Annotated in this window: 17 protein-coding genes; 9 read left to right on the top strand and 8 right to left on the bottom strand. The window is 42.7% G+C overall.

The window, feature by feature from the left end:
* The first annotated feature begins 4 nt into the window (after positions 1-4).
* The 4 genes from G7B18_RS02655 (at position 5) to G7B18_RS02640 (ending at position 5,041) form a co-directional block, all read left to right on the top strand.
* Positions 5-907, top strand: a complete 903-nt coding sequence (locus G7B18_RS02655) for a BT_3044 domain-containing protein (protein ID WP_164122026.1) — start codon at positions 5-7, stop codon at positions 905-907.
* A gap of 15 nt (positions 908-922) precedes the next feature.
* The gene (locus tag G7B18_RS02650) at positions 923-2,194 is read left to right on the top strand and encodes a BACON domain-containing protein (RefSeq protein ID WP_240452754.1); all 1,272 of its coding nucleotides are present in this window, start codon (positions 923-925) and stop codon (positions 2,192-2,194) included.
* Positions 2,195-2,268: 74 nt separating this feature from the next.
* Positions 2,269-4,278 (top strand): calcineurin-like phosphoesterase C-terminal domain-containing protein, encoded by a 2,010-nt coding sequence (locus G7B18_RS02645; protein ID WP_164122025.1) that lies wholly within the window; start codon positions 2,269-2,271, stop codon positions 4,276-4,278.
* A 136-nt stretch (positions 4,279-4,414) separates the two neighbouring features.
* A complete protein-coding gene (locus G7B18_RS02640) occupies positions 4,415-5,041 on the top strand; it encodes an outer membrane beta-barrel protein (protein WP_164122024.1) in 627 nt (208 codons plus the stop codon).
* Between the two features lie 142 nt (positions 5,042-5,183).
* Here G7B18_RS02640 and G7B18_RS02630 read toward each other — a convergent pair whose 3' ends face one another.
* Positions 5,184-6,575, bottom strand: a complete 1,392-nt coding sequence (locus G7B18_RS02630) for an arginine decarboxylase (protein WP_079642657.1) — start codon at positions 6,573-6,575, stop codon at positions 5,184-5,186.
* 109 nt (positions 6,576-6,684) lie between these two features.
* Here G7B18_RS02630 and argS point away from each other — a divergent pair, with 109 nt between their 5' ends.
* The 3 genes from argS to G7B18_RS02615 all read left to right on the top strand — a co-directional run bounded on the left by argS (position 6,685) and on the right by G7B18_RS02615 (position 10,943).
* Positions 6,685-8,469: an arginine--tRNA ligase gene (argS, locus tag G7B18_RS02625; RefSeq protein WP_164110667.1), complete on the top strand. Its 1,785-nt coding sequence runs from the start codon at positions 6,685-6,687 to the stop codon at positions 8,467-8,469.
* Between the two features lie 114 nt (positions 8,470-8,583).
* A complete protein-coding gene (locus tag G7B18_RS02620; protein WP_164110665.1) occupies positions 8,584-9,657 on the top strand; it encodes a Gfo/Idh/MocA family oxidoreductase in 1,074 nt (357 codons plus the stop codon).
* Positions 9,658-9,746: 89 nt separating this feature from the next.
* Positions 9,747-10,943, top strand: a complete 1,197-nt coding sequence (locus G7B18_RS02615) for an NAD(P)/FAD-dependent oxidoreductase (RefSeq protein WP_262886560.1) — start codon at positions 9,747-9,749, stop codon at positions 10,941-10,943.
* A gap of 109 nt (positions 10,944-11,052) precedes the next feature.
* Here G7B18_RS02615 and G7B18_RS02610 read toward each other — a convergent pair whose 3' ends face one another.
* From G7B18_RS02610 to G7B18_RS02585, 6 genes are all read right to left on the bottom strand, one after another.
* A complete protein-coding gene (locus tag G7B18_RS02610) occupies positions 11,053-12,216 on the bottom strand; it encodes a dicarboxylate/amino acid:cation symporter (protein ID WP_164110663.1) in 1,164 nt (387 codons plus the stop codon).
* A 4-nt stretch (positions 12,217-12,220) separates the two neighbouring features.
* A complete protein-coding gene (locus G7B18_RS02605) occupies positions 12,221-14,251 on the bottom strand; it encodes a M3 family metallopeptidase (RefSeq protein WP_164110662.1) in 2,031 nt (676 codons plus the stop codon).
* A gap of 60 nt (positions 14,252-14,311) precedes the next feature.
* Positions 14,312-15,487, bottom strand: a complete 1,176-nt coding sequence (trpB, locus tag G7B18_RS02600; RefSeq protein WP_240452753.1) for a tryptophan synthase subunit beta — start codon at positions 15,485-15,487, stop codon at positions 14,312-14,314.
* Between the two features lie 201 nt (positions 15,488-15,688).
* The gene (hmpA, locus tag G7B18_RS02595; protein WP_164122023.1) at positions 15,689-16,897 is read right to left on the bottom strand and encodes an NO-inducible flavohemoprotein; all 1,209 of its coding nucleotides are present in this window, start codon (positions 16,895-16,897) and stop codon (positions 15,689-15,691) included.
* A gap of 94 nt (positions 16,898-16,991) precedes the next feature.
* Positions 16,992-17,429, bottom strand: coding sequence for an RrF2 family transcriptional regulator (locus G7B18_RS02590; protein ID WP_164110657.1), 438 nt, complete (start codon positions 17,427-17,429; stop codon positions 16,992-16,994).
* 5 nt (positions 17,430-17,434) lie between these two features.
* A complete protein-coding gene (locus G7B18_RS02585) occupies positions 17,435-17,779 on the bottom strand; it encodes a cupin (protein ID WP_164110655.1) in 345 nt (114 codons plus the stop codon).
* A gap of 124 nt (positions 17,780-17,903) precedes the next feature.
* Between G7B18_RS02585 and G7B18_RS02580 the strand changes: the two genes are divergently transcribed.
* Both G7B18_RS02580 and G7B18_RS02575 read left to right on the top strand, forming a co-directional pair.
* Complete coding sequence (locus G7B18_RS02580) at positions 17,904-18,752, top strand: NAD(P)-dependent oxidoreductase (RefSeq protein ID WP_164110652.1); 849 nt, start codon at positions 17,904-17,906, stop codon at positions 18,750-18,752.
* A gap of 12 nt (positions 18,753-18,764) precedes the next feature.
* Positions 18,765-20,270 carry an NAD(P)H-hydrate dehydratase gene (locus G7B18_RS02575; RefSeq protein ID WP_164110650.1) on the top strand — a complete coding sequence of 502 codons (1,506 nt, stop codon included), beginning with the start codon at positions 18,765-18,767 and terminating at the stop codon, positions 20,268-20,270.
* 2 nt (positions 20,271-20,272) lie between these two features.
* On the opposite strand, the gene G7B18_RS02570 is transcribed toward G7B18_RS02575, so the two are convergent.
* Positions 20,273-20,797: a GNAT family N-acetyltransferase gene (locus tag G7B18_RS02570; RefSeq protein ID WP_164110648.1), complete on the bottom strand. Its 525-nt coding sequence runs from the start codon at positions 20,795-20,797 to the stop codon at positions 20,273-20,275.
* Positions 20,798-20,917 lie beyond the last annotated feature (120 nt).

Below are 20,917 nucleotides of genomic sequence, written 5' to 3'. Positions count from 1 at the left end.
ACAGATGAAACGAAGATATATAACAGTTCTTGCACTCCTGTTGGGATTGGCTTCATGCAAGGATAATGAAGTGTTTGAGAAAGAAATGTATAAAAATGAGGTTTCCCTGATTAGTAGCGAAAATCACAATGTCTTTCAAGAGGTGGTGCATATGACAGGTGAAGAAATCATTGGCTTTGTAGCTGCTTCTGCTGGTGGTACATTGGCTCCAGCAAAGGATCTAGTCGTAGGATTGGAAGAGGATGCCGAGCCGCTAAAGGAATATAACTGGGCTAATTTTGATGCTGCTGAGGAGCTCTATGCTAGGCTGTTGCCTCAGGATAAGTACGAGATCATGGATGATAAAGTGGTGATCAAGGCTGGTGAGCGTACGGGAAGGACGATGATTAAATTGAGACCAGAGGGGCTATCACCAGACTCGACTTATTTTATCGGATTGAAGGTTGTTGATCAGTCAGGTGTCGAGATCAATCCGAAGAAAAGTACGATGCTATACCAGGTGTCTTTTCAGAATGATTATGCCTCGCAAGTGAATAGTTCGATGTATATGATGACGGGGGTGAAGGATGATGTCATACCGGTTGCGGCCAATAAAAAGCTTTTTCCATTGACTCATAATAGTGTAAGATTGACTGCAGGTAATGAATTGTTCGAACCAAAGCTTGCGAACATTGATAAAAACTCAATGATATTGGAAATTGATGATTCTAATCGGGTGACTATCAGGCCGTATAAGACTATACATGTTGTGCAATTGGATAACGATCCTAAATATCCGAATATATTTCAGGTAGAAGAGTCTTTTGGTAAGAAAACGAATGTATTCTTGCTCTCTTATCAGTATTCGGTTGATGGGGGGAAAACTTACAGTAAGATGAAAGAACGCGTGGAGATGCAGGTTAAATAATAAATGAAGGAATCCATGAAAACGACTAATTATCATAAAATTAAGGCGATGGCAAGAGTGGTTTTTTCTTTTGTCCTATCCCTGACAATGTTATTGACGTCCTGTAAAGATGAAAATGAGGTGAAGGGCCGGTTTATGTTAAAGGACAATCCATCGAAGATGGAGGTGTCTTCGCGGGGCTCTTCGGAGACCTATACCGTGCAATCTAGTGGTCACTGGAAGGTGGAACCACAGCGTAAAGAGAAGTGGCTAAAGATCGATCCAATGGAAGGTAATGGCGACGGTACATTTACAGTGACGGTGAATAAGAATATGGCTCAGGAAGCCCGTAATGTAACGCTCTTTTTTACAGTAGATGGTCAGCTTCATAATAGCGTGCTTAAGATAGAACAGGCAGCTGGGACAGGAGAAGGAGAAAATGAGGAACCTTATATTTACCTTGATGGAAAGCCGACTAAACTGGAATCAGAGGAAGCTGGTGCTGTGACAAATTATGTCTTGCGTGCTAATGGAAAATGGCGCTTGGAGTTGGAAGATCAACCAGACTGGGTTAATGTGGAGCCAAAGGAAGGTCAAGGGGATACGCCGGTAAAAGTGACCATTGATAAAAATACGGATCTAGAACGTACAGCAAACCTGTTGTTCTTTTTGGATGGTATACAGCAGGAAAATGTGTTGAGTATCCATCAAAAAGGTCAGAAGCTACAGGTTTCAGGAGATTTAGTCTTGAAAGAGGACTTTAGTTGGTTGAACTATGGGAGCGAAATATTTAACGCGACTACAGGCGAGACAAGAATTGGCTCTTGGAAAGCAGAAGAGCTGGCTAAAGGTTGGACAAGTACTATTAATACAACAACAGGAGCTAGCGATTATGCCTCTATCTACGCACGTCCAGGGTTTGTGAAATTAGGACGTACCAATTATGGTGGAGATCTGATATCGCCTAAGTTGGAAAAAGTACAGCGTACGAAGGACCTGTTAGTGACTTTTAAAGCGGTACGATATGCAACAGGGGATCATTACCTGCTTACAGTGGGAGTTAATGGACCAGGAGCAGTCAGTGTAAAAGAGTTTGACGTTATGAATGTGGCTAGTCCGAATTCGAACCTAGAAGCATGCCGAGCGGCATGGCAAGCTCCAGAAGCGACATATTCTTTTGTCGTGACAGGTGCGACTGCCGAAACGCAAGTGTGGTTTTTGGGAGGAGCTTTTGATCAACGTGCCGGCAATTGGCCTAAAACGACAAATCGTATTTTTATAGATGATGTAGTCGTCACTGTTAAATAATTTATCACCTATAATTAACCCAGATCAAAGTCCGTGTAGAGTATTCCGCACGGGCTTTTTAATAACATTCAACGATGAGAAAGAAATTTCACTATAGCAGACGTTCGTTTATTCAAGCTTCTTTAGTGACGGGGTTAGGTTTGTCTTTAAATCTATACGGCTGTACAAAATCTGTAGCCGAACCAACAAAAGAACCTACTACCCCAGATTCTGGAGGAGGGGATGATGGTAAGTTCAGCATTACGGGGGTGCTTATTGCTGCATATATAGATGCGACCAAAGGTTCAGAATATAGTATTAGTGGAAAAGGATTTGCAGTCGGTGATCAGCTCTACTTTGAATCGCGGGCTAATATGACAGCAACAGGAAAACACACCATAACGAGTAAAACTGTCACAGCAGATCAGATTAGTTTTGTTTTCCCAATGGATATTCCTTCGGATAGCTATAGGATATCTGTAAAACGGGGATCACAGTCGTTGCTGTTGGGGACGACTATCCTTAATCTATACTTTAACGCTAATATACCAGATAGGGCGGGGATGACTATAAAAGGTGTGGTGTACGCTGCAGGTGCAGGATTGGCCAATGTGGTTGTATCAGATGGATTTGAGGTGACCACAACGGACGAAAACGGAGTCTACTATCTGCCCTCAACAAAAAAGGGGAGGTATGTTTTCGTCTCCATCCCGGGGAACTATGAGGTGGTAACAACAATGAATGCACCGCAGTTTTTTCAGCGGCTCAACCAACCGATAGATGTTGTTGAAACCAAAGATTTTGAACTTAAAGCGGTCAATAACGAGAAACATACGGTCATGATATTGGGCGATATGCACCTGGCACGACGTACGGATGATCTCAATCAGTTTCAAAAAGGTTTCTTGCCAGATGTCAATAAATCTATTCAGGCCTATAAGAATGCAGGAAATAAAGTGTACGCGCTGACGCTCGGTGATATGACATGGGAAAGCTATTGGTATTCGAATAATTATGCCCTGCCACAGTACCTGACCGAGATGAATAAAATAGAGGCTATGGTATTCAATACGATGGGCAACCATGATAATGACCCTAAGGCGGTTGGCGATTGGGAGTCTGAAAATACCTATAGATCGATTATTGGACCTACTTATTATTCCTTCAATCTGGGTAAGATCCATTATATCGTATTGGACAATATCGAGTACCTGAATGTAAATGATGCGAGAAATTACAATACGAAAATCGTGGAAAACCAGATCGAATGGTTGAAAAAGGATCTTGCTACATTAACCGACAAAAGTACACCTGTAGTAGTCGCGATGCATGCACATTTGCATAGTAATCCTTCATTAAATAGTAGTGGTAGTGAGACATCAGGCTATAGGATTATTAATGCGGATGATTTTGTCAATGCGTTAAAAGCTTTCACGACGGTGCATGTGATTACGGGACATACACATATCAATTATAATGTAGAAACGGCGGCGGCACCTAATATCATGGAGCATAATACTGGAGCGGTGTGTGCGACCTGGTGGTGGACAGGCAATGTAGGCTACGCTGGAAATCATATCTGTAAAGATGGTGCGCCAGGTGGCTATGCTATATGGGAGATGCAGGGTAGAGATTTGAAATGGAAGTACAAAGCGATTGGTGAGAACGAAGATTACCAGTTTAGAGCATATGACCTTAATAAGGTACACTTGACCAGGGAAAAATATGCGCCTGCATACAACGGCGCAGAATGGAACAACTACGCCGCTGAATATGCGAATGCAAGTACAGCCAATGAGGTGCTGATCAATGTGTGGAATTATGATAAAAACTGGAAGGTAGAGGTAATAGAAAATGGACAGCCTTTGAAGGTAACCCGTGTGCGTATGCGGGATCCATTACATATTATTTCGTACTCTGCGCAAAGATTGAATCGGAATGCGGTACCTACGGAAGATTTTGTAACGTCTTTGACGGCCCATATGTTTAAGGTGAAAGCTTCATCGCCAACTAGCACGTTACAGATCAGGGTTACAGATCGCTTTGGTAAGGTTTATCAGGAAAGTATGGTGCGGCCTAAAGCCTTAGGGTATTTAATGAAGTAGTCGAGTACGTCATGTCGCAGCGTCACGATTGTCGTCGACGAGCTTCCAGTATCGATTTATCGGGGACCTTGTGGAGACATCTATGGGCTATCTAGACGGTGAATATAATATTTATTGGTGTTAAAGTTTTTTAGAAATGAAATTCATATTAATATCTATTATTGGGATTTTTACGATTGTTTCCGCCGCACAGGCACAAACTGAATTTGGTCTCAAGGCAGGAGCTAGTTTTTCGTCTTATAAATGCGCTGATTCGGAAGTGCTTGGAGAGACAAAACCTCTTACCAGTTTTTATTTAGCAGGATACCTCGATACCCGTATTGCTTCAGGACTTTATTTTCAACCTGAAGTATCATTGCAAGAAAAGGGGAGCAAGCTGGTAGAGTCGCAGGTAAGAGGGGCATGGCAGATTGAACAGAAAACCAAATGGTTGGATTTTGCTTTTAACTTTTTGGGTAAAGTGCCTGTTGGGCAAATAGGTAAGGTATTTGTTGGTGCTGGGCCTTATGTTGGATTTGCGATGGACGGGACTAATGAATATACCGAAAAAGGTACTACCACAGCCGTGATTATATATGATGATAATGCCATGAGAAGCTTTGATTATGGCGTCAATTTTTTAACAGGGATTAAATTTGCCAAGCGATTTTCTGTGACAGCCAACTATCGGGTGGGGATGGCTAATATTGCAGAGAGTGGCTTCAAATGGTCAGATAATGTTAAAAACCGAGTGTTTTCTGTAGGTTTTGGGGTTGCTTTATAAGTGTATTTGGCGATAAACAAGTGTCTTTTTGCAATGCTAGTCGCTTGATTTATAGAATAGAAGAGGATGAAATTCAAATTGTCAAGTGTCGCTATCACTATGATTAAACAAAAAAGGAGCTTTTAAAGCTCCTTTTTTGTTTCTATTGATATCCTAGAAGTTTCATAACCTGCTTGGAGTTTTGCTCCTCGCCGAATACTTCGTAGTTGAATGTCTCGTCTCTATTACGTCGGATGATCACGTGTTTTGGAGATGGTAATAAACAGTGGTGTATACCGCCATAGCCGCTTAATACATCTTGGTAAGCACCTGTATGGAAGAATCCAAGGTATTGTACCTTACGTGTCTTAGGCATAAACACGGAGTTCATATGTGCTTCCTGATTGTAATAATCCTGTCCGTCGCAAGTAATACCACCTAGATTGACACGCTCGTACTCCGAATCCCAGTTGTTGATCGGTAATAGAATGTATTTTTGGTTCAACGCCCATACGTCCGGTAGGTTGGTAATGAATGAACCATCGATCATAAACCATTTCTCACGGTCATTCTGTAGCTTACGTCCTAATACTTTGTAAAGTATGCCTGATGCCTCAGCCACCGTATACTTACCAAATTCGGTAATAATATCCGGTTCCATGACCTCGTGGTGCGCACAAATCTGCTTGATACGGTTTACGATCTCATTGACCATGTATTCGTAATCGAAATCATGAACCAAAGAATCTTTAAACGGCATACCGCCACCGATATCCAAGGTATCTAGATCAGGGTTTACTTTTTTGAATTTACAGTATAACGTAACGTATTTCTCTAACTCATTCCAGTAGTACGGGGTATCCGAAATACCGGAGTTGATAAAGAAGTGTAACAACTTTACTTTGAAGTTGGGGTTGTCCGCGATCTTATTATTGTAAAACTCGATAACTTCTTCAATACGGATACCTAGACGCGAAGTATAGAACTGCGAATCAGGCTGCTCTTCGGAAGCGATACGGATACCTAAAGCACAAGGTTGATCCAATTCGATCTCATCGTCATATAGGTTAAACTCTTCCTTGTTGTCTAATACAGGAATGATGTTGGTATATCCATCGTGAATCATGTCGATGATATACTGCTTGTATTGATAGGTCTTAAAACCATTACAGATTACTGTAATGTCTTTGTTGACCGTACCCGCGCGTTCTAGAGAGTCGATCATAGGCATGTCAAATGCCGATGAAGTCTCCAGGTGGATGTCGTTTTTAAGGGCCTCCTCTACGATATGTTTAAAGTGGGAAGATTTGGTACAGTAACAGTACTTGTACGACCCCCTATAATCATGTTTAAGGATAGCGGTTTGAAAAAGAATCTTCGCCTGTTGAATTTTTTTGCTAATTATAGGTAGATAGGTAAACCGCAATGGAGTTCCATATGTCTCTATCATTTCCATTAAATTCAAATCATGGAAGTACAATTCGTCGTCGATTATTTCGAATCCGTCTTGCGGAAAACCAACACTTAAGTCAAGAAATTCCTGATAGCTCTGCATTTTTTATTATTTTTGGCAAAGATATGCTTTCGTAATGAATACCTAAACACTTTGGGTGTTATTTTTATCGTTCATTATCAATGGGATATGAATATTACATAATATTTACATGACTAATTCTATACAATTTACGCTCGTCCAAGAAACTGTAGCGGCGGTAAAGTCGCTTTATGGCGCTGATATTCCAGAAACTCAGATCACTTTGCAGGAAACCCGCAAGGAATTTGAGGGTCAAATAACCATTGTCACGTTTCCGGTAACTCGATTTTCGAAAAAGTCGCCTGAGCAGACGGGAATGGAAATTGGCGAATATTTGCAACAGCATATTGACTCGATTTCGGGCTATAACGTCATCAAAGGGTTCTTGAATATCAGCTTGTCCGATGCATATTGGATCTCCATGCTCAATGACAGGATCTCTAAACCGGATTTTGGTCAGTTTGCAAAAAATGGGAAGAAACTGATGGTGGAATATTCTTCGCCAAATACCAACAAACCACTGCATCTCGGCCATATCCGCAACAACTTATTAGGCTATTCGGTCGCAGAGATATTGAAGGCGTATGGTTATGATGTTGTCAAAGCTAATCTGGTAAATGACAGGGGGATTCATATCTGTAAGTCGATGCTGGCTTGGCAACGATTCGGTAATGGAGAGACCCCAGAATCTGCCGGGATGAAAGGTGACCACCTTGTGGGCAAGTACTATGTTGTATTTGATAAAGAATATAAGAAGGAAATAGAGACCCTGAAAGCGGAAGGACAGTCCGAAGAGGAAGCTAAGAAAAATGCGCCTCTGATCAAAGCAGCTCAAACTATGTTGCAACAATGGGAGGCTGGAGATGAGGAGGTCATTTCTTTGTGGAAGACGATGAACGGCTGGGTATACGCAGGTTTTGAAGCGACATACAAACAGTTGGGCGTTGACTTTGATAAATATTACTACGAATCGAATACGTACCTATTGGGTAAAGATATCATTCAGGAAGGATTGGAAAAAGGGGTTTTCTTTAAGAAAGAAGATAACTCGGTCTGGATCGATCTGACAGCCGAAGGCCTGGATGAAAAGCTGGTACTCCGTGGTGACGGTACTTCGGTATATATCACACAGGATCTGGGTACAGCACAGCTAAAATACGACGAGTTCCACATGGATGAGTCGATTTATGTGGTGGGCAATGAGCAGGACTACCACTTTAAGGTGTTATTTGCGATATTGAAAAAACTGGGTAAATCCTGGGCAGAGGGATTATTCCATCTTTCGTATGGAATGGTCGACTTGCCTTCGGGTAAGATGAAATCCCGTGAGGGAACGGTTGTTGATGCCGATGATCTGATGCGTGAAATGGTCGATACCGCAAAGGAACGTACCGAAGAATTGGGAAAAACGGAGGGGTTTGACGAGGAAGAAAAAGCACAGCTTTACGATATGATCGGTATGGGGGCGCTGAAGTATTTCTTATTAAAAGTAGATCCGAAGAAGAGGTTGCTTTTTGATCCAAAGGAGTCGGTCGATTTTCAAGGACACACAGGGCCATTTATTCAGTATACACACGCTCGTATCAAGTCGGTATTACGTAGGGCATCTTTTGACAGTGCTGCTGCTACTGTGGTGCCTTCTTCTTTTTCGCCTTACGAACGGGATCTTATCTTGGCGCTATCCAACTACCCGATGGTAATTGAATCTGCAGCAAAGGAGTTCAGTCCGGCACAACTGGCAAATTATGTTTATGAAGTGGCCAAGCTGTACAATAAATTCTATCACGAAGAAAGTATTCTTAAGGCAGAGCAGGAGGATGTGAAGACTTTCCGTCTGCATCTATCTGCAGCATCGGTCCGTATCATCGCTGAGAGTATGCGCATGCTGGGGATTGATTCGCCAGAGAGGATGTAAGTGAAAAGAGAAGTTATTTGGTTAACAAGTTAACAGGATAATCCCGATTAGATCGGGACAGGCAAGATCACAGAATAACAACATAATAGGTGTTCACTTTAAAGAGTTAGAAAAATGAAAAAGTTTAAAGTTGGGTTAATAGGATTTTCGATAGGAGGTTATGTATTTCATGCGCCTTTTATCGCTAGTAATCCAAATCTTGAATTATACAAAGTAACTGCTCGAAAAGAAGAGCAACAGAAGATGTTGGCCGAACGCTATCCTAATACTATAGGCGTATTGTCTGCGGAAGATATTATCCAAGATCCGGAGGTGGATATTGTGGTTATCGCTACTTCAAACGATGTTCATTTTAGCTTGGCCAAAGCGGCTTTAGAAGCGGGTAAAAATGTGATTGTAGAGAAGCCGTTTACCAATACGACGGAAGAGGCAGATATCTTAATAGCATTGGCCAAGGAAAAAGGTGTATTGCTATCGGTGCACCATAATGCACGGTTTCATTCGGACTATAAAACAGTGCAGAAGGTACTAGCCTCAGGAAGGCTGGGACGTGTAGTGCATTACGAAGCTCGGTTTGATCGGTTTCGTAACTTCTTGCGCGAGGGTGCTTGGCGCGAAGCTGCGCTTCCAGGATCGGGTATTCATTACGATTTAGGAGCTCATCTTATTGATCAGGCATTACAGTTGTTTGGTTATCCTGATGCAGTGTTTGCAGACTTGAGAGCACAGCGCGATGGGGCCAAAGCAGTGGATGATTTTGAGTTTATTTTATCCTACCCGAGTTTAAAAGTTTCGTTAAAGGGACAGATGCTCGCTAAAGAACCTACGCCAAGATTTGCAATATACGGTATGAATGGCTGTTTTGTAAAACGTGGTGTAGATCCTCAGGAAAACATGTTGCGTGCTGGTGTACGTCCTGAAAATGACCCTAAATGGGGGGTGGAACCAGCCGAGATACAGGGGAAACTCTCTTTGTTGGAAAATGGTGAAGATGTAGAGGAATATGTGCTTAGCGAAATCGGAACGGGACAGGATTTTTATAAAAACATTGTCGCGGCGTTGTCGGGAGAGGAAGAATTGTTCGTCAAACCGGAACAGGCTAGGGATGTAATCCGTATTTTGGAACTGGCAGAACAATCCTGGGCGGAACAAAGAACGGTGAAAACTGAAGGACAGTTGATTTCTTAATGAAAAATAAGTGATCAAGTGATCGGGTTATCAAGTTATCAAGTGAACAGGATAACTCGATAACTCGATAACATCATAACTTTTATAACTTGAATAACTACGACGCTATTATAATAGGGGCTGGGGCTTGTGGGTTAATGTGTGCGGTACAGGCTGGATTGTTGGGTAAGAAAACGCTTGTCCTGGAACGTAACGATAAACCAGGGGCCAAAATATTGATCTCTGGTGGTGGACGTTGTAATTATACAAATCTATATACCTCTACCGATAATTTCGTATCGGAGAATCCAAAATTTCTGAATGCAGTCTTTGCACAGTGGTCTGTGGATGATACGATAGCGTTTTTTGAGAATTTCGGACAGATTACGGGGCAAGAGAAGACACTAGGTCAGCTTTTTCCCGTATCGAATAAAGCTAAAGATATCGTAACCACATTTACCCAATTGATGTACGATACAGGGCAAGATATCTGGTTAAATACCTTGGTTAAGGAGGTGACTCCAAATGGAGAAGGGTATCGCGTCACTATAGAGCGGAATGGGAAAATGGAGGACCTACAGACTTCCAAGGTTGTCTTTGCTTCGGGCGGACTCCCTGTGGCGAAGCTGGGGGCTACTGATTTTGCCCTGCGTACCGCTCGTCGATTGGGATTAGAAATCGTACCGACAGCACCTGCTTTGGTACCACTTACTATTACGGGGAAAGATGCTGAATGGTATGCTTCGCTTTCTGGAAATTCGGTTTATGCCCGGGTGTATAGCGATAAAATATCTTTTGAAGAGAATATACTGTTTACCCATTGGGGGCTAAGCGGTCCCGCTATCCTGCAAATATCTTCGTACTGGCAGCCGGGTGAATCTTTTACCATGGATCTTTTACCAAGATTTAAGCTACAGGATCTAATTGCTGAAGAGCGTAATTTTGGCGGCAAACGTACTGTTGGACAGATGCTGCAAAGCCATTTTACCAAAAAGATGGTGGATGCCTTAGCTCGTTTTTTACCGGTGGATATCAAGATAGCTTCGCTTAGTAAAGCGGATGCAAAACTGGTAGTAGAGACTATTCATAAGTTTAAAGTCAAAGCTGCTGGTGATAAAGGCTACGACAAAGCTGAGGTGATGCGTGGCGGTGTGTCTACGACGGAGTTAAAAGCTAAAACATTGGAATCTAAAAAATATCCAGGGTTGTATTTTGGAGGCGAAGCAGTGGATGTAACAGGTTGGCTGGGTGGATATAACTTTCAATGGGCCTGGGCCGCAGGCTATGCGATAGCGCAAGATATATAGAAGGAGGTGATGGAGTTAACAAGTTATCCGGTGAACAAGTTAACTAGATAATCCCGCTTATATCGGGATAGGCAAGATAACAGGTTAACAAGATAACTCGATAACAAGATTACTTTCTATTCTTATAAATACTATCTACAATAACCGCGATAGCACCGTCTCCGGTGACATTACAGGCTGTCCCGAAGCTATCCATGGCAATGTACAAGGATATCATTAAAGCTTGATTCTGCGCATCAAAACCTAACATGGAAGCGATAACACCAATAGCAGCCATGATAGCGCCGCCGGGTACGCCGGGTGCAGCAATCATAGTAACTCCCAACATGCATACAAAACCTATCATCTGAATAGGGTCTATTGGCATACCTTGCATAAGCATCAGGGCTACAACACAGGCTACAATCTTTAACATACTGCCCGCAAGATGTATGGTGGCGCACAAAGGAACGGTGAAGTTGGCGATGTCTTCACTGACACCAGCTTTCTTTGCCTGCGCCAAAGTGACCGGAATGGTGGCTGCAGAAGATTGGGTGCCCAATGCCGTGAAATAGGCCGGCAGCATCGTGGACAGAAGACGAATCGGATTCTTTTTGCCGATAATGCCGGCTATAACAAATTGTGTCAGGAGCAAGAGGACATGCATGATGAAAATCACGCCGATGATCTTGATGAATACATACAATATCATTCCGACTTTGCCTGAATAGGTCATATCCAAAAAGATCCCGAAAATGAACAAGGGAAGGATAGGAATGATCAGCTTTTCAATTATAAACGATATTATTTTTTCAAAATCTATTGCTGCTTTTTCCAAGGTGGAATCTTCTAAACGTGCTAAACCTATGCCCACCAGAAATGCAAACACCAACGCGGTCATCACGTCAAATAGTGGCGGAAAGCTTAATGTAAAATAAGGTGTGAGGGCTTTGGTAGACTCTGCGATGTCGGTAGCTACCTGTCCTTGGATAAGAGAAGGAAAGATAGCCATACTACCGAAGTAGGAAGAGAAACCAGCAAATAAGGTCGATCCGTAGGCTATAGCGACGGTCATTAACAGGAGTTTGCCGGCGGTCTTGCCTAGCTTGGAAATAGCAGGAATAATCAAACCTACAATGATCAACGGGATCAAAAACTTGAGCAGTTGATCAAATAGAGAATTGAAAGTGGCAAAAATACGACCTATCGGCTCGGGAATAATATAGCCTATACCTATGCCTAGCGCTATGGCTAGGACAACGCGGAACAGAAGATTGTCTATCAGTTTTCTCATGTTCTTACTTTAATAAGCCTGCTCTTTTTAATAGGGGTTCTACCTGTGGTTCCTGCCCTCTAAACCGTAGATACAGCGTCATAGGGTGTTCGGTACCTCCTTTGGAAAGGATGTTGTCTTTGAATTTTGTTGCGATTTCTTTGTTGAAAATGCCATTTTCCTTGAAGTAGTCAAAGGCGTCTGCATCCAGTACTTCGGCCCACTTGTAGCTGTAATAACCGGAAGAATAACCCCCATTGAAAATATGGGAAAAGCTGGGACTCATCGCATTGTCTGCGACATCGGGGTACAGTTGTGTGGAAGCAAACTGCTCGGTTTCAAAAGCCTTTAGGCTCTTTATGAGGTTTGGATCGCCACCATGCCAACCAATGTCCAATAAACCAAAGCTGATCTGTCTTACGGTAGCCATTCCTTCTTGAAAAGAAGCAGATTCTTTTATTTTCTCGACCAATTCCATCGGTATGTTCTCTCCGGTCTCATAATGCTTGGCAAATAGTGCTAGCGCTTCTTTTTCGTAGCACCAGTTCTCCATAATTTGGCTCGGCAGCTCTACAAAATCCCAGTATACCGAAGTGCCGGAAAGGCTGGGGTAAGTGGTGTCGGCCAACATGCCGTGTAGCGCATGTCCAAATTCATGAAATAAAGTGGTAACCTCTTGAAATGTCAATAGGGAAGGTTTGGACGGTGTTGGTCGCGTAAAGTTACAAACGATAGATACATGTGGACGTTCTTGTATGCCTTGATACTGGTACTGCGGCTTGAAAGAGGTCATCCAGGCACCGTTGCGTTTACCCTTGCGGGGGAAGAAATCGGTGTAAAATATAGATACGAGTTCTCCGGCATCATTGGTCACTTCAAAGGTTTGAACCTCTTCGTGGTACTTGTCGATTGTAGTTATCTCTTTGAAATGTAACCCGTACAAAAGCCTTGCTGTTTCGTAAGCGCCCTCCAGTACTTTTTCAAGCTGAAAATAGGGTTTTAACTTTTCGTCATCGAGATTGAACCGCTCTTGCTTTAACTTCTCGGCATAGTATGCACCATCCCATTTTTGCAACTGGCTGATTCCATCTGTTTTCTTTGCGAAATCCTTAAGTTCCTGAAACTCGCGCTCTGCTGCCGGTTTTGCTTTTTCTAATAAATCTTGTAGAAACTCCTTTACTTTGTCGGGAGACTGCGCCATACGTTCTTCTAGAACGAAGTGAGCGTGTGTCGCATAGCCCAAAAGCTGTGCCCGTCGAAAACGTAATTGCGCTATTTTAAGGACATTACTTTCATTGTTGTATTCATTGTTCTGAAATGCTTTGCGTCCTGCTGCAAGGGCTAATTCCTGACGTAGCGCTCTGTTGTCGGCATAGGTCATAAATGGAATATAACTCGGGTAATCTAGCGTAAATAACCACCCCTCTTTTTCTTGGCTTTCTGCCTGGGCTTTGGCGGCTTCAATGACGCCTTCTGGTAGACCGGATAAATCGGCTTCCTCTTCGATTAGGAGCTGGTAAGCATTGGTCTCCGCAAGAATATTTTCGCCGAATTTTAATTTTGTAACGGCGAGTTCTGCATCGATCTGGCGTAATTCTTCTTTATCTCCATCTTGAAGTAAAGCCCCGTTACGGACAAAATCTTTGTATGATTTCTCCAATAGGGTATGTTGTTCTGCTGTGAGACGGAGATCGTCCCGCTGCTCATATACTTGTTGGATGCGTCTGAATAGATCAAAATTTAAGGTGATATCATTGCCCAATGCAGAAAGCTTAGGTGCTATTTCCTGGGCTATTTTTTCCAGCTCGTCGTTGGTCTCGGCAGAATGTAGATTGAAAAATATATTGGAAAGGCGATCTAGGGTCATTCCTGAAAAAGCCATGGCTTCTAAGGTGTTTAAGAAACTAGCAGGCTCGGGATTATTGACGATGGCATCGATCTCATCCTTTGTCTTTTGTATAGCCTCTTCAAAGGCTGGGATATAATCCTCTATGTTGATTTTTGAAAAGGGCGCTGTATCGTACAGCGTATCAAATTTGCGTGTTAGTATTGACATGGGTGTAAAGTTAACAAATATTTGTGCGGATTCTATCCGCACAAATAATGTGAAAAGTTATTACATCTCACGCTCTACGTCTTTGTCTCCTCTTCCGGATACGTTGACGATAGCTAAAGCATTTTTGTCTTTTAATAATTTAATAGCCAACGCTACTGCATGGGCACTCTCGATGGCTGTTGTAATACCTTCTAAGCGTGATAATAATTTATAGGCATCGATGGCTTCTTGATCGGTCACCGGATAATACTGCGCACGGTTGGTATCTTTGAGATAAGCATGCTGTGGCGATATTCCTGGATAATCTAATCCGGCAGCGATGGATTTGGAAGCGATCGGTTGGCCGTTGTCGTCGACCAAACAATAAGAACGTGTACCTTGAAATACGGTAGGCTTGCCGAAAGAAAGTGTAGCGGCAGTATTGGGGTAAGTCCCATCTCCACCTCCTTCTGCGCCGTGGATTGCTACCTTATTGTCTTCCAAAAAACCTGAAAAAAGACCTATGGCATTGGATCCTCCTCCTACTGAAGCGAATATGCTATCGGGAAGGCGGCCTTCAAAAGTTAGTATTTGCTGTTTCGCTTCTTGGCCGATAACGGACTGAAAATAACCTACCATTTTAGGGTAGGGGTGTGGCCCTACATGCGAACCTAAGAGGTAGTAAGCCGTTGGATTTTCGATGTAATAACCCAATGCGGCATCAACAGCATCTTTTAAAGTCTTACTGCCCAGTTCGGTGGCGATAACCTCCGCCCCTAATAAGCGCATACGACGGACATTGAGTGCCTGTCGCTCGACATCTACAGCGCCCATAAATACCTTGCAAGGGATATTTAACAAAGCTGCTGCTGTGGCAGTAGCTACACCGTGCTGACCGGCGCCTGTCTCGGCGATGATCTCTTTGGCTCCCATTTTCTTTGCCAACAGTATCTGACCGATCGCATTATTGATCTTGTGGGATCCGGTGTGATTGAGGTCTTCACGTTTTAGATATATCGTAGAACCTACGTAGGCACTTAGATTTTTAGCATGAAATAGTGCTGATGGTCTTCCTACGTAATTTTTCAAGAGCTGGATAAACTCTTCATTGAATTCGGTTTTTTTAGCTTCGTTGTCAAAAAAAACTGCAAGTTCCTGCAGTTGTTTTTCGAGTACAGGAGGGATATAAGATCCTCCATATTCTCCATAGTTTCCCTGATAAGCGAGCATGGATGGGTTTGGTTTGACTTCGATCATGGTTGTATGCTGTTGTTAAATTGTATGCTAAACTTAGAAAAATTACGGTGAATAAACAATAAGATAGAATCCGCATAATGGAGATGTATGGGACTTATTCAGATGGTAGCTATGCGTATCATTAGTAAAGGGCCTCTACTGGGCAATCTTGATGATTTCTGTAGAAGGCCCTATTATAGTTAGTGATTGGTTAAAAACTTGTTAATTTAATTGCAGGGAGGCTGGGCCGAACTCTTCAAAATGTATCGCATCATGCGATACTCCATTGGCTATCAGGTAATCGTAATGTTTACGGATAAAGGGTGCCGGACCACAAATATAATAGTCTGCTTTAGATCCCAGAATTTCATTTTTCAATACATCTAATTCGACACGGCCTGGATATCTATTTCCCACTGGAGCAGTTATATCCTCGTAGAAAATATGTTGATTGATCTGTTGGTAAACACTACTAATCTCGGTAAGTCTGTCCTTAAATGCGTGTATCTGCTCGCTACGGCAACCATGAATCCAGGTTACGGGGGCATGGTCTATCTGTGGCCGCGAAACAATATCTTCTAACATTGAAAGTAGGGGAGTCTGACCTACTCCTCCACTGATGAAGACCTTATGGGCATGGCTCTCTTTGTTCAGAACGAATGAACCAGCCGGGGCGCTTAGATCGACAGCGTCGCCTTCTTGTACATGGTCGTGTAGGCGGTTACTGATCATACCATCGGGATGTTGGCTACCCACTTCGCGTTTTACAGAAATACGATAATATGCGCCATTGGGCGAGCTGGATACGCTGTACTGACGGGGTTGTAACAAGTTGAGCTCCGGTAGAAACAAACGTAGACTGATGTATTGCCCTGGAAGATGATCCGCTACCTGTCCTTTGTCTGATGGGTAGAGATAGAAAGAGGTGATCTGTGAAGACTCTCGTACTTTTTGCTTGACAATGAATGGACGCCAGCCCGTCCAACCTCCTTGTTTGGAACTCTGTGTATCATATATTTTTTGTTCATGACCACTCATGATGCTAGCGAGTTGCTGATAGGCTAGTGTCCATGCTTCTAATAATGCTGGACTTGCGGATTCACCCAATACCTCAGAAATGGAGGCTATCAAATGTTTTCCTACAATGGCATAATGTTCTGGACGGATATCTAGGCTGGTATGTTTTTGACCGATATGATCGACTGTAGGCATTAAGGCGGCAGGGTTTTCAATATGTTCGGCATAAGCGAGCACGGCTAACGCTAAAGCAGTCTGCTGTTTGCTGTTTTGTTGGTTTCCCATATTAAATACATGTTTTAGCTCTGGATTGTACGCAAACATACGTTTGTAAAAATGGCTAGTCAATAGGACACCCTGCTGACGTAGTATAGGGGCAGTGCTTTTTACCAGTTGTATTTGTTCTTTTGTCATCGTGTATTAAATTATTAAAGGATATTTTTGTCTTTTATTGAGAGGCTTGTTTATTGTATAGTGGATATTTTTGTCTTCTATTTGTTAAAAAAAACTATTTGTTCAGTGTGAGTGCTCCAGACAATAGATCTTGGTTAAACTCGCCTATACTTGTATTATAAAGCATGTGAGTCAACTGATTTCTTACTTTTTTAAATTCGTTGTGAAGGGGGCAAGGGTTGCTTTCGGAGCAATAGCTTAATCCCATGCCACAGCCAGTGAATATTTCATCCCCCTCTAAACAGGTGATAATATCGGCCAGTGGTCTATTCATTCCATTCGATTCAATATAGAACCCGCCATGGGGACCCTTAATGGAGGATATGATTCCTGTTTTAGTGAGTTTTTGCAGTATTTTGGCTAAAAAATGCTCAGGTGAATTGATGTTTTCGGCAATCTCTTTTATACCAGGACGACTGCTACTGGTCGAGTGACTGGCAATATAAAAAACGGCCCGCATCGCATACTCACATGTTTTTGAAAACAACCCCATTTTGTCTAATTACCTTCTACGGCCTGTTGTACGCGTTCTACCCGATCTCCTTTATATAAAGATAACCTGATAATGCTATTTACAGATGCTTTGAGCTCATGGACCACATTACTTTCTAGACTGATAAGAGAGCCTTTGGGCAAGTCGTGGCGTTGGTTGCCTACACCAAAATCTATAAAACCATCCACAACTTCAATGACAATAGGGAATGGCGCTTTATGCGCTTTAATTTCTTGACCCTCGCGAAATACAATGCGTATTTCTTTGCTATAGTCGTTATTGATCAATACTTGCGCCGAAGGGTGGTTCTCCGCGTAGTTGATGTTTGTTAGTAGTGACGTAATTTCCATAACATTAAATTCCCTTTAAAGGGTATTTCATAGATCAAAGGTAGTGATTATTTAATAAAAGATGAAAATGTCTTTTATTATTTTGTCCTTAATTTCGTATACTAGCATATATATAGCCAATAGTATGACAATGGAAAAGGTAGGATTTATAGGTTTAGGTAGTATGGGGTACCCCATGGCGAAGAATTTGGAAAGAGCCGGGTTTCCACTCTCCGTATATAATAGAACGGCAGCCAAGGCTACAGCCTTCGTTGCGCAATCGAAGGTGTCGCCAAATGTAGAGACATTGGTATGCAATAACGATGTTATCTTTACAATGTTGACCGACGACGAGGCGGTGGTCACAATATATGATATCATTTTACAGCAGGATATCGAAGGAAAATTGTTTGTAGATATGAGTACAATCTCGCAAAAACGAAGCCTGGGACTTGCAAGGGCCTTGCGTAGCAAGGGGGCTACTTTTGTAGATGCTCCGGTGGCTGGAAGTACGGTGCCCGCAGCCGAGGGGACATTGATCATTATTGCTGGGGGGGAGGTAGCGGATATTGCCCGCGCTAAGCCTTATTTTGACAAGATGGGCAAGTTAACAAAGCATGTGGGGGTAAATGGACAAGGGATAGCTGCGAAGCTCGCTATTAATTATTTTCTATCCACGTTATATCAGGGATTAGCCGAGACGGTTCTTTTTTCGGAAAGCTTGGGGCTAGCCCGGAAAGATATGTTAGAGATTATTAATGAAAGTGCAAGCGGTAGCGGAGCGACTAAAGTAAAGACTCCACTTCTGCTAAATGAAGATTATAAGCCTGCTTTTGCGTTAGATCTGATGTTGAAGGATGTATTGCTGGCACAGGAAGCAGGAGTAGATTACCCATTGACCAACCCGCTGATTGAGACTTACCGTACGGCTCAAAAAGAGGGCTTGGGACAACAGGATGTAATAGCGGTTATCAATTGTTTACGAAAAAAATAACTTGGAAAACAGATGAAAATATATACAGCTCAACAAATGAAGGAGATAGACAAGGTGACCGCAGAACAACAGTGTATCTCTAGTTTTCAATTGATGGAACGTGCTTCCGGGGCGCTTCTGTCAGCTTTGAGCCGTAGATTTGTGTTGTCAAAGCAGCGCTTTGTGATTTTCTGTGGAAAAGGAAATAACGGCGGTGATGGGTTGGTCCTCGCTCAGTATCTTCGCCAGCATCTGGCCAGAGTGACGGTGTATCTGCTGGAGTCTGATTCGTATTCGAAGGATAATATAGAGGCACAGAAGCGTAACCCCATTTCGCTGACTCAGAAGTTTTCACTTGATGAACAACTGGATATACCAACAGATGCTGTAATATTGGATTGCCTGTTTGGATATGGTTTAAAGAGGGAACTGGATGTTACATGGAACCGTCTTGTAGAGGAGATCAATACCTCAGTGTGTAGCGTTATAGCTGTAGACATGCCATCAGGATTACTCTCTGATAGTCCTACTCCAAAGGAGGCCGTGGTGGTATATGCCGATGAAGTCTTGACTTTTCAGAGTCCGAAGCTAGCGCTACTCATGCCGGAAAATCAAAAGTTTTTTGGATCTTTCGAGGTCTTGGATATCGATCTTAGCAAAGATGCTACGGATGCAGTTGATTCGCCCTATTCGTACGTGACAAGGGAGGATGTTAGGATGTTTTATAAGAAGCGTAAGAAATTTGACCATAAAGGGGTATTCGGTCACGCACTTATTATTGGAGGAAGTCATGGTAAGATCGGTGCTGTACAACTGGCTGCGAAAGCGGCGTTACGATCGGGATGTGGTCTACTGTCAACTTATGTCCCGGAATGTGGCTGCCCGATTATTCAAACAGCAGTGCCCGAAGCGATGGTTATTACGGATGTACAAACAAATTTGATTTCTTCTATGCCCCAAGTGATGACATATCAGGCGGTAGGTATTGGGGTAGGAATGGGGACAGATGAAAAGACAAAGGTTGCGTTTTGTGAATTTTTATCGGCATTAGAACATCCTCCTCTGGTGCTCGATGCTGATGCCTTGAATATATTGGCGGAAGAGCCTACTCTGTTGTCGAAAATCCCGTTGCATAGCATCCTTACCCCGCACCCCAAAGAATTGAAAAGAATAATCGGGAACTGGGATAACGACTGGGATAAAATAGAGAAAGTGAAACTCTTGGCTGCAGAATATGAGTTGCATATATTGATCAAAGGTGCTAATAGTGTCATTGTTTTACCGAACGGGATGGTTTATTTCAATAGTACTGGGAATGTGGGCATGGCTACAGGCGGGAGCGGTGATGTGCTGACGGGAATCTTGACGGCACTAATCGGTCAAGGATATACTGCAGCTGATGCTTTGAGAATGGGGGTATACCTGCACGGTAGGGCCGCAGATATTGCTGTGCAGCAATATGGAACTTATGGTTTATTGCCTTCGGATATTATCAGTTCTTTGCCGCAGGCTTTTTTGGAACTGGAAAAGGGGGAGTAAACTTATTCCATAAACTCTTTTGGGTAGACCACTACACCTGACTTATTCTTAAGAGCATCCTCGGTCAGACCTATAACCATACAATTTTCTTTGGGTACTTCAAAAGGAAGAAAAATTCCATAATCTTTGGCCTTTTCATATCCAAATTTAGGATAGTATTTTTCGTGGCCTAACACTACAATAGTGTCAAAACCTAATGCTTGAGCCTTGCTGTGCGCATGTCGAATCAGACTACTGCCGATACCTTGATTTTGATAATGGGGATGGACCGCCACAGGTGCTAAGGCGAGGGCGTCCATTGTCGACGAATCGCTGACAATTTGAATCTTGGACAAAAGGAGATAACCGATAAGCTGTCCATCAATTTCTGCAACAAAGGAGAGTTCTGAAATGAAGTCTTTCGATTTGCGAAGTCGATCTACTAAATGCTGTTCCTGATGGTCGCTGTGTGTCTCCGATTCGAAAGCGGTGCGTATCAAATCAAATACTGCTGCATAATCTTGTGGGAGCTCCTGCCTGATGTTCATACGTACTAATATAGTGGATAAAATTTGGATATTAACGTAACAGATAAATAATCAAAATTAATTGTAGATATTGTTAATATATGTAAACCATTTTAGTTAAGTTTGGAATATCGTAATCTC

The sequence above is a fragment of the Sphingobacterium sp. xlx-130 genome, assembly GCF_011007405.1.
Lineage (GTDB): Bacteria > Bacteroidota > Bacteroidia > Sphingobacteriales > Sphingobacteriaceae > Sphingobacterium > Sphingobacterium luzhongxinii.
The sequence above is the reverse complement of the archived record's forward strand: the minus strand, read 5'-3'. Positions and strand labels throughout refer to the sequence as shown.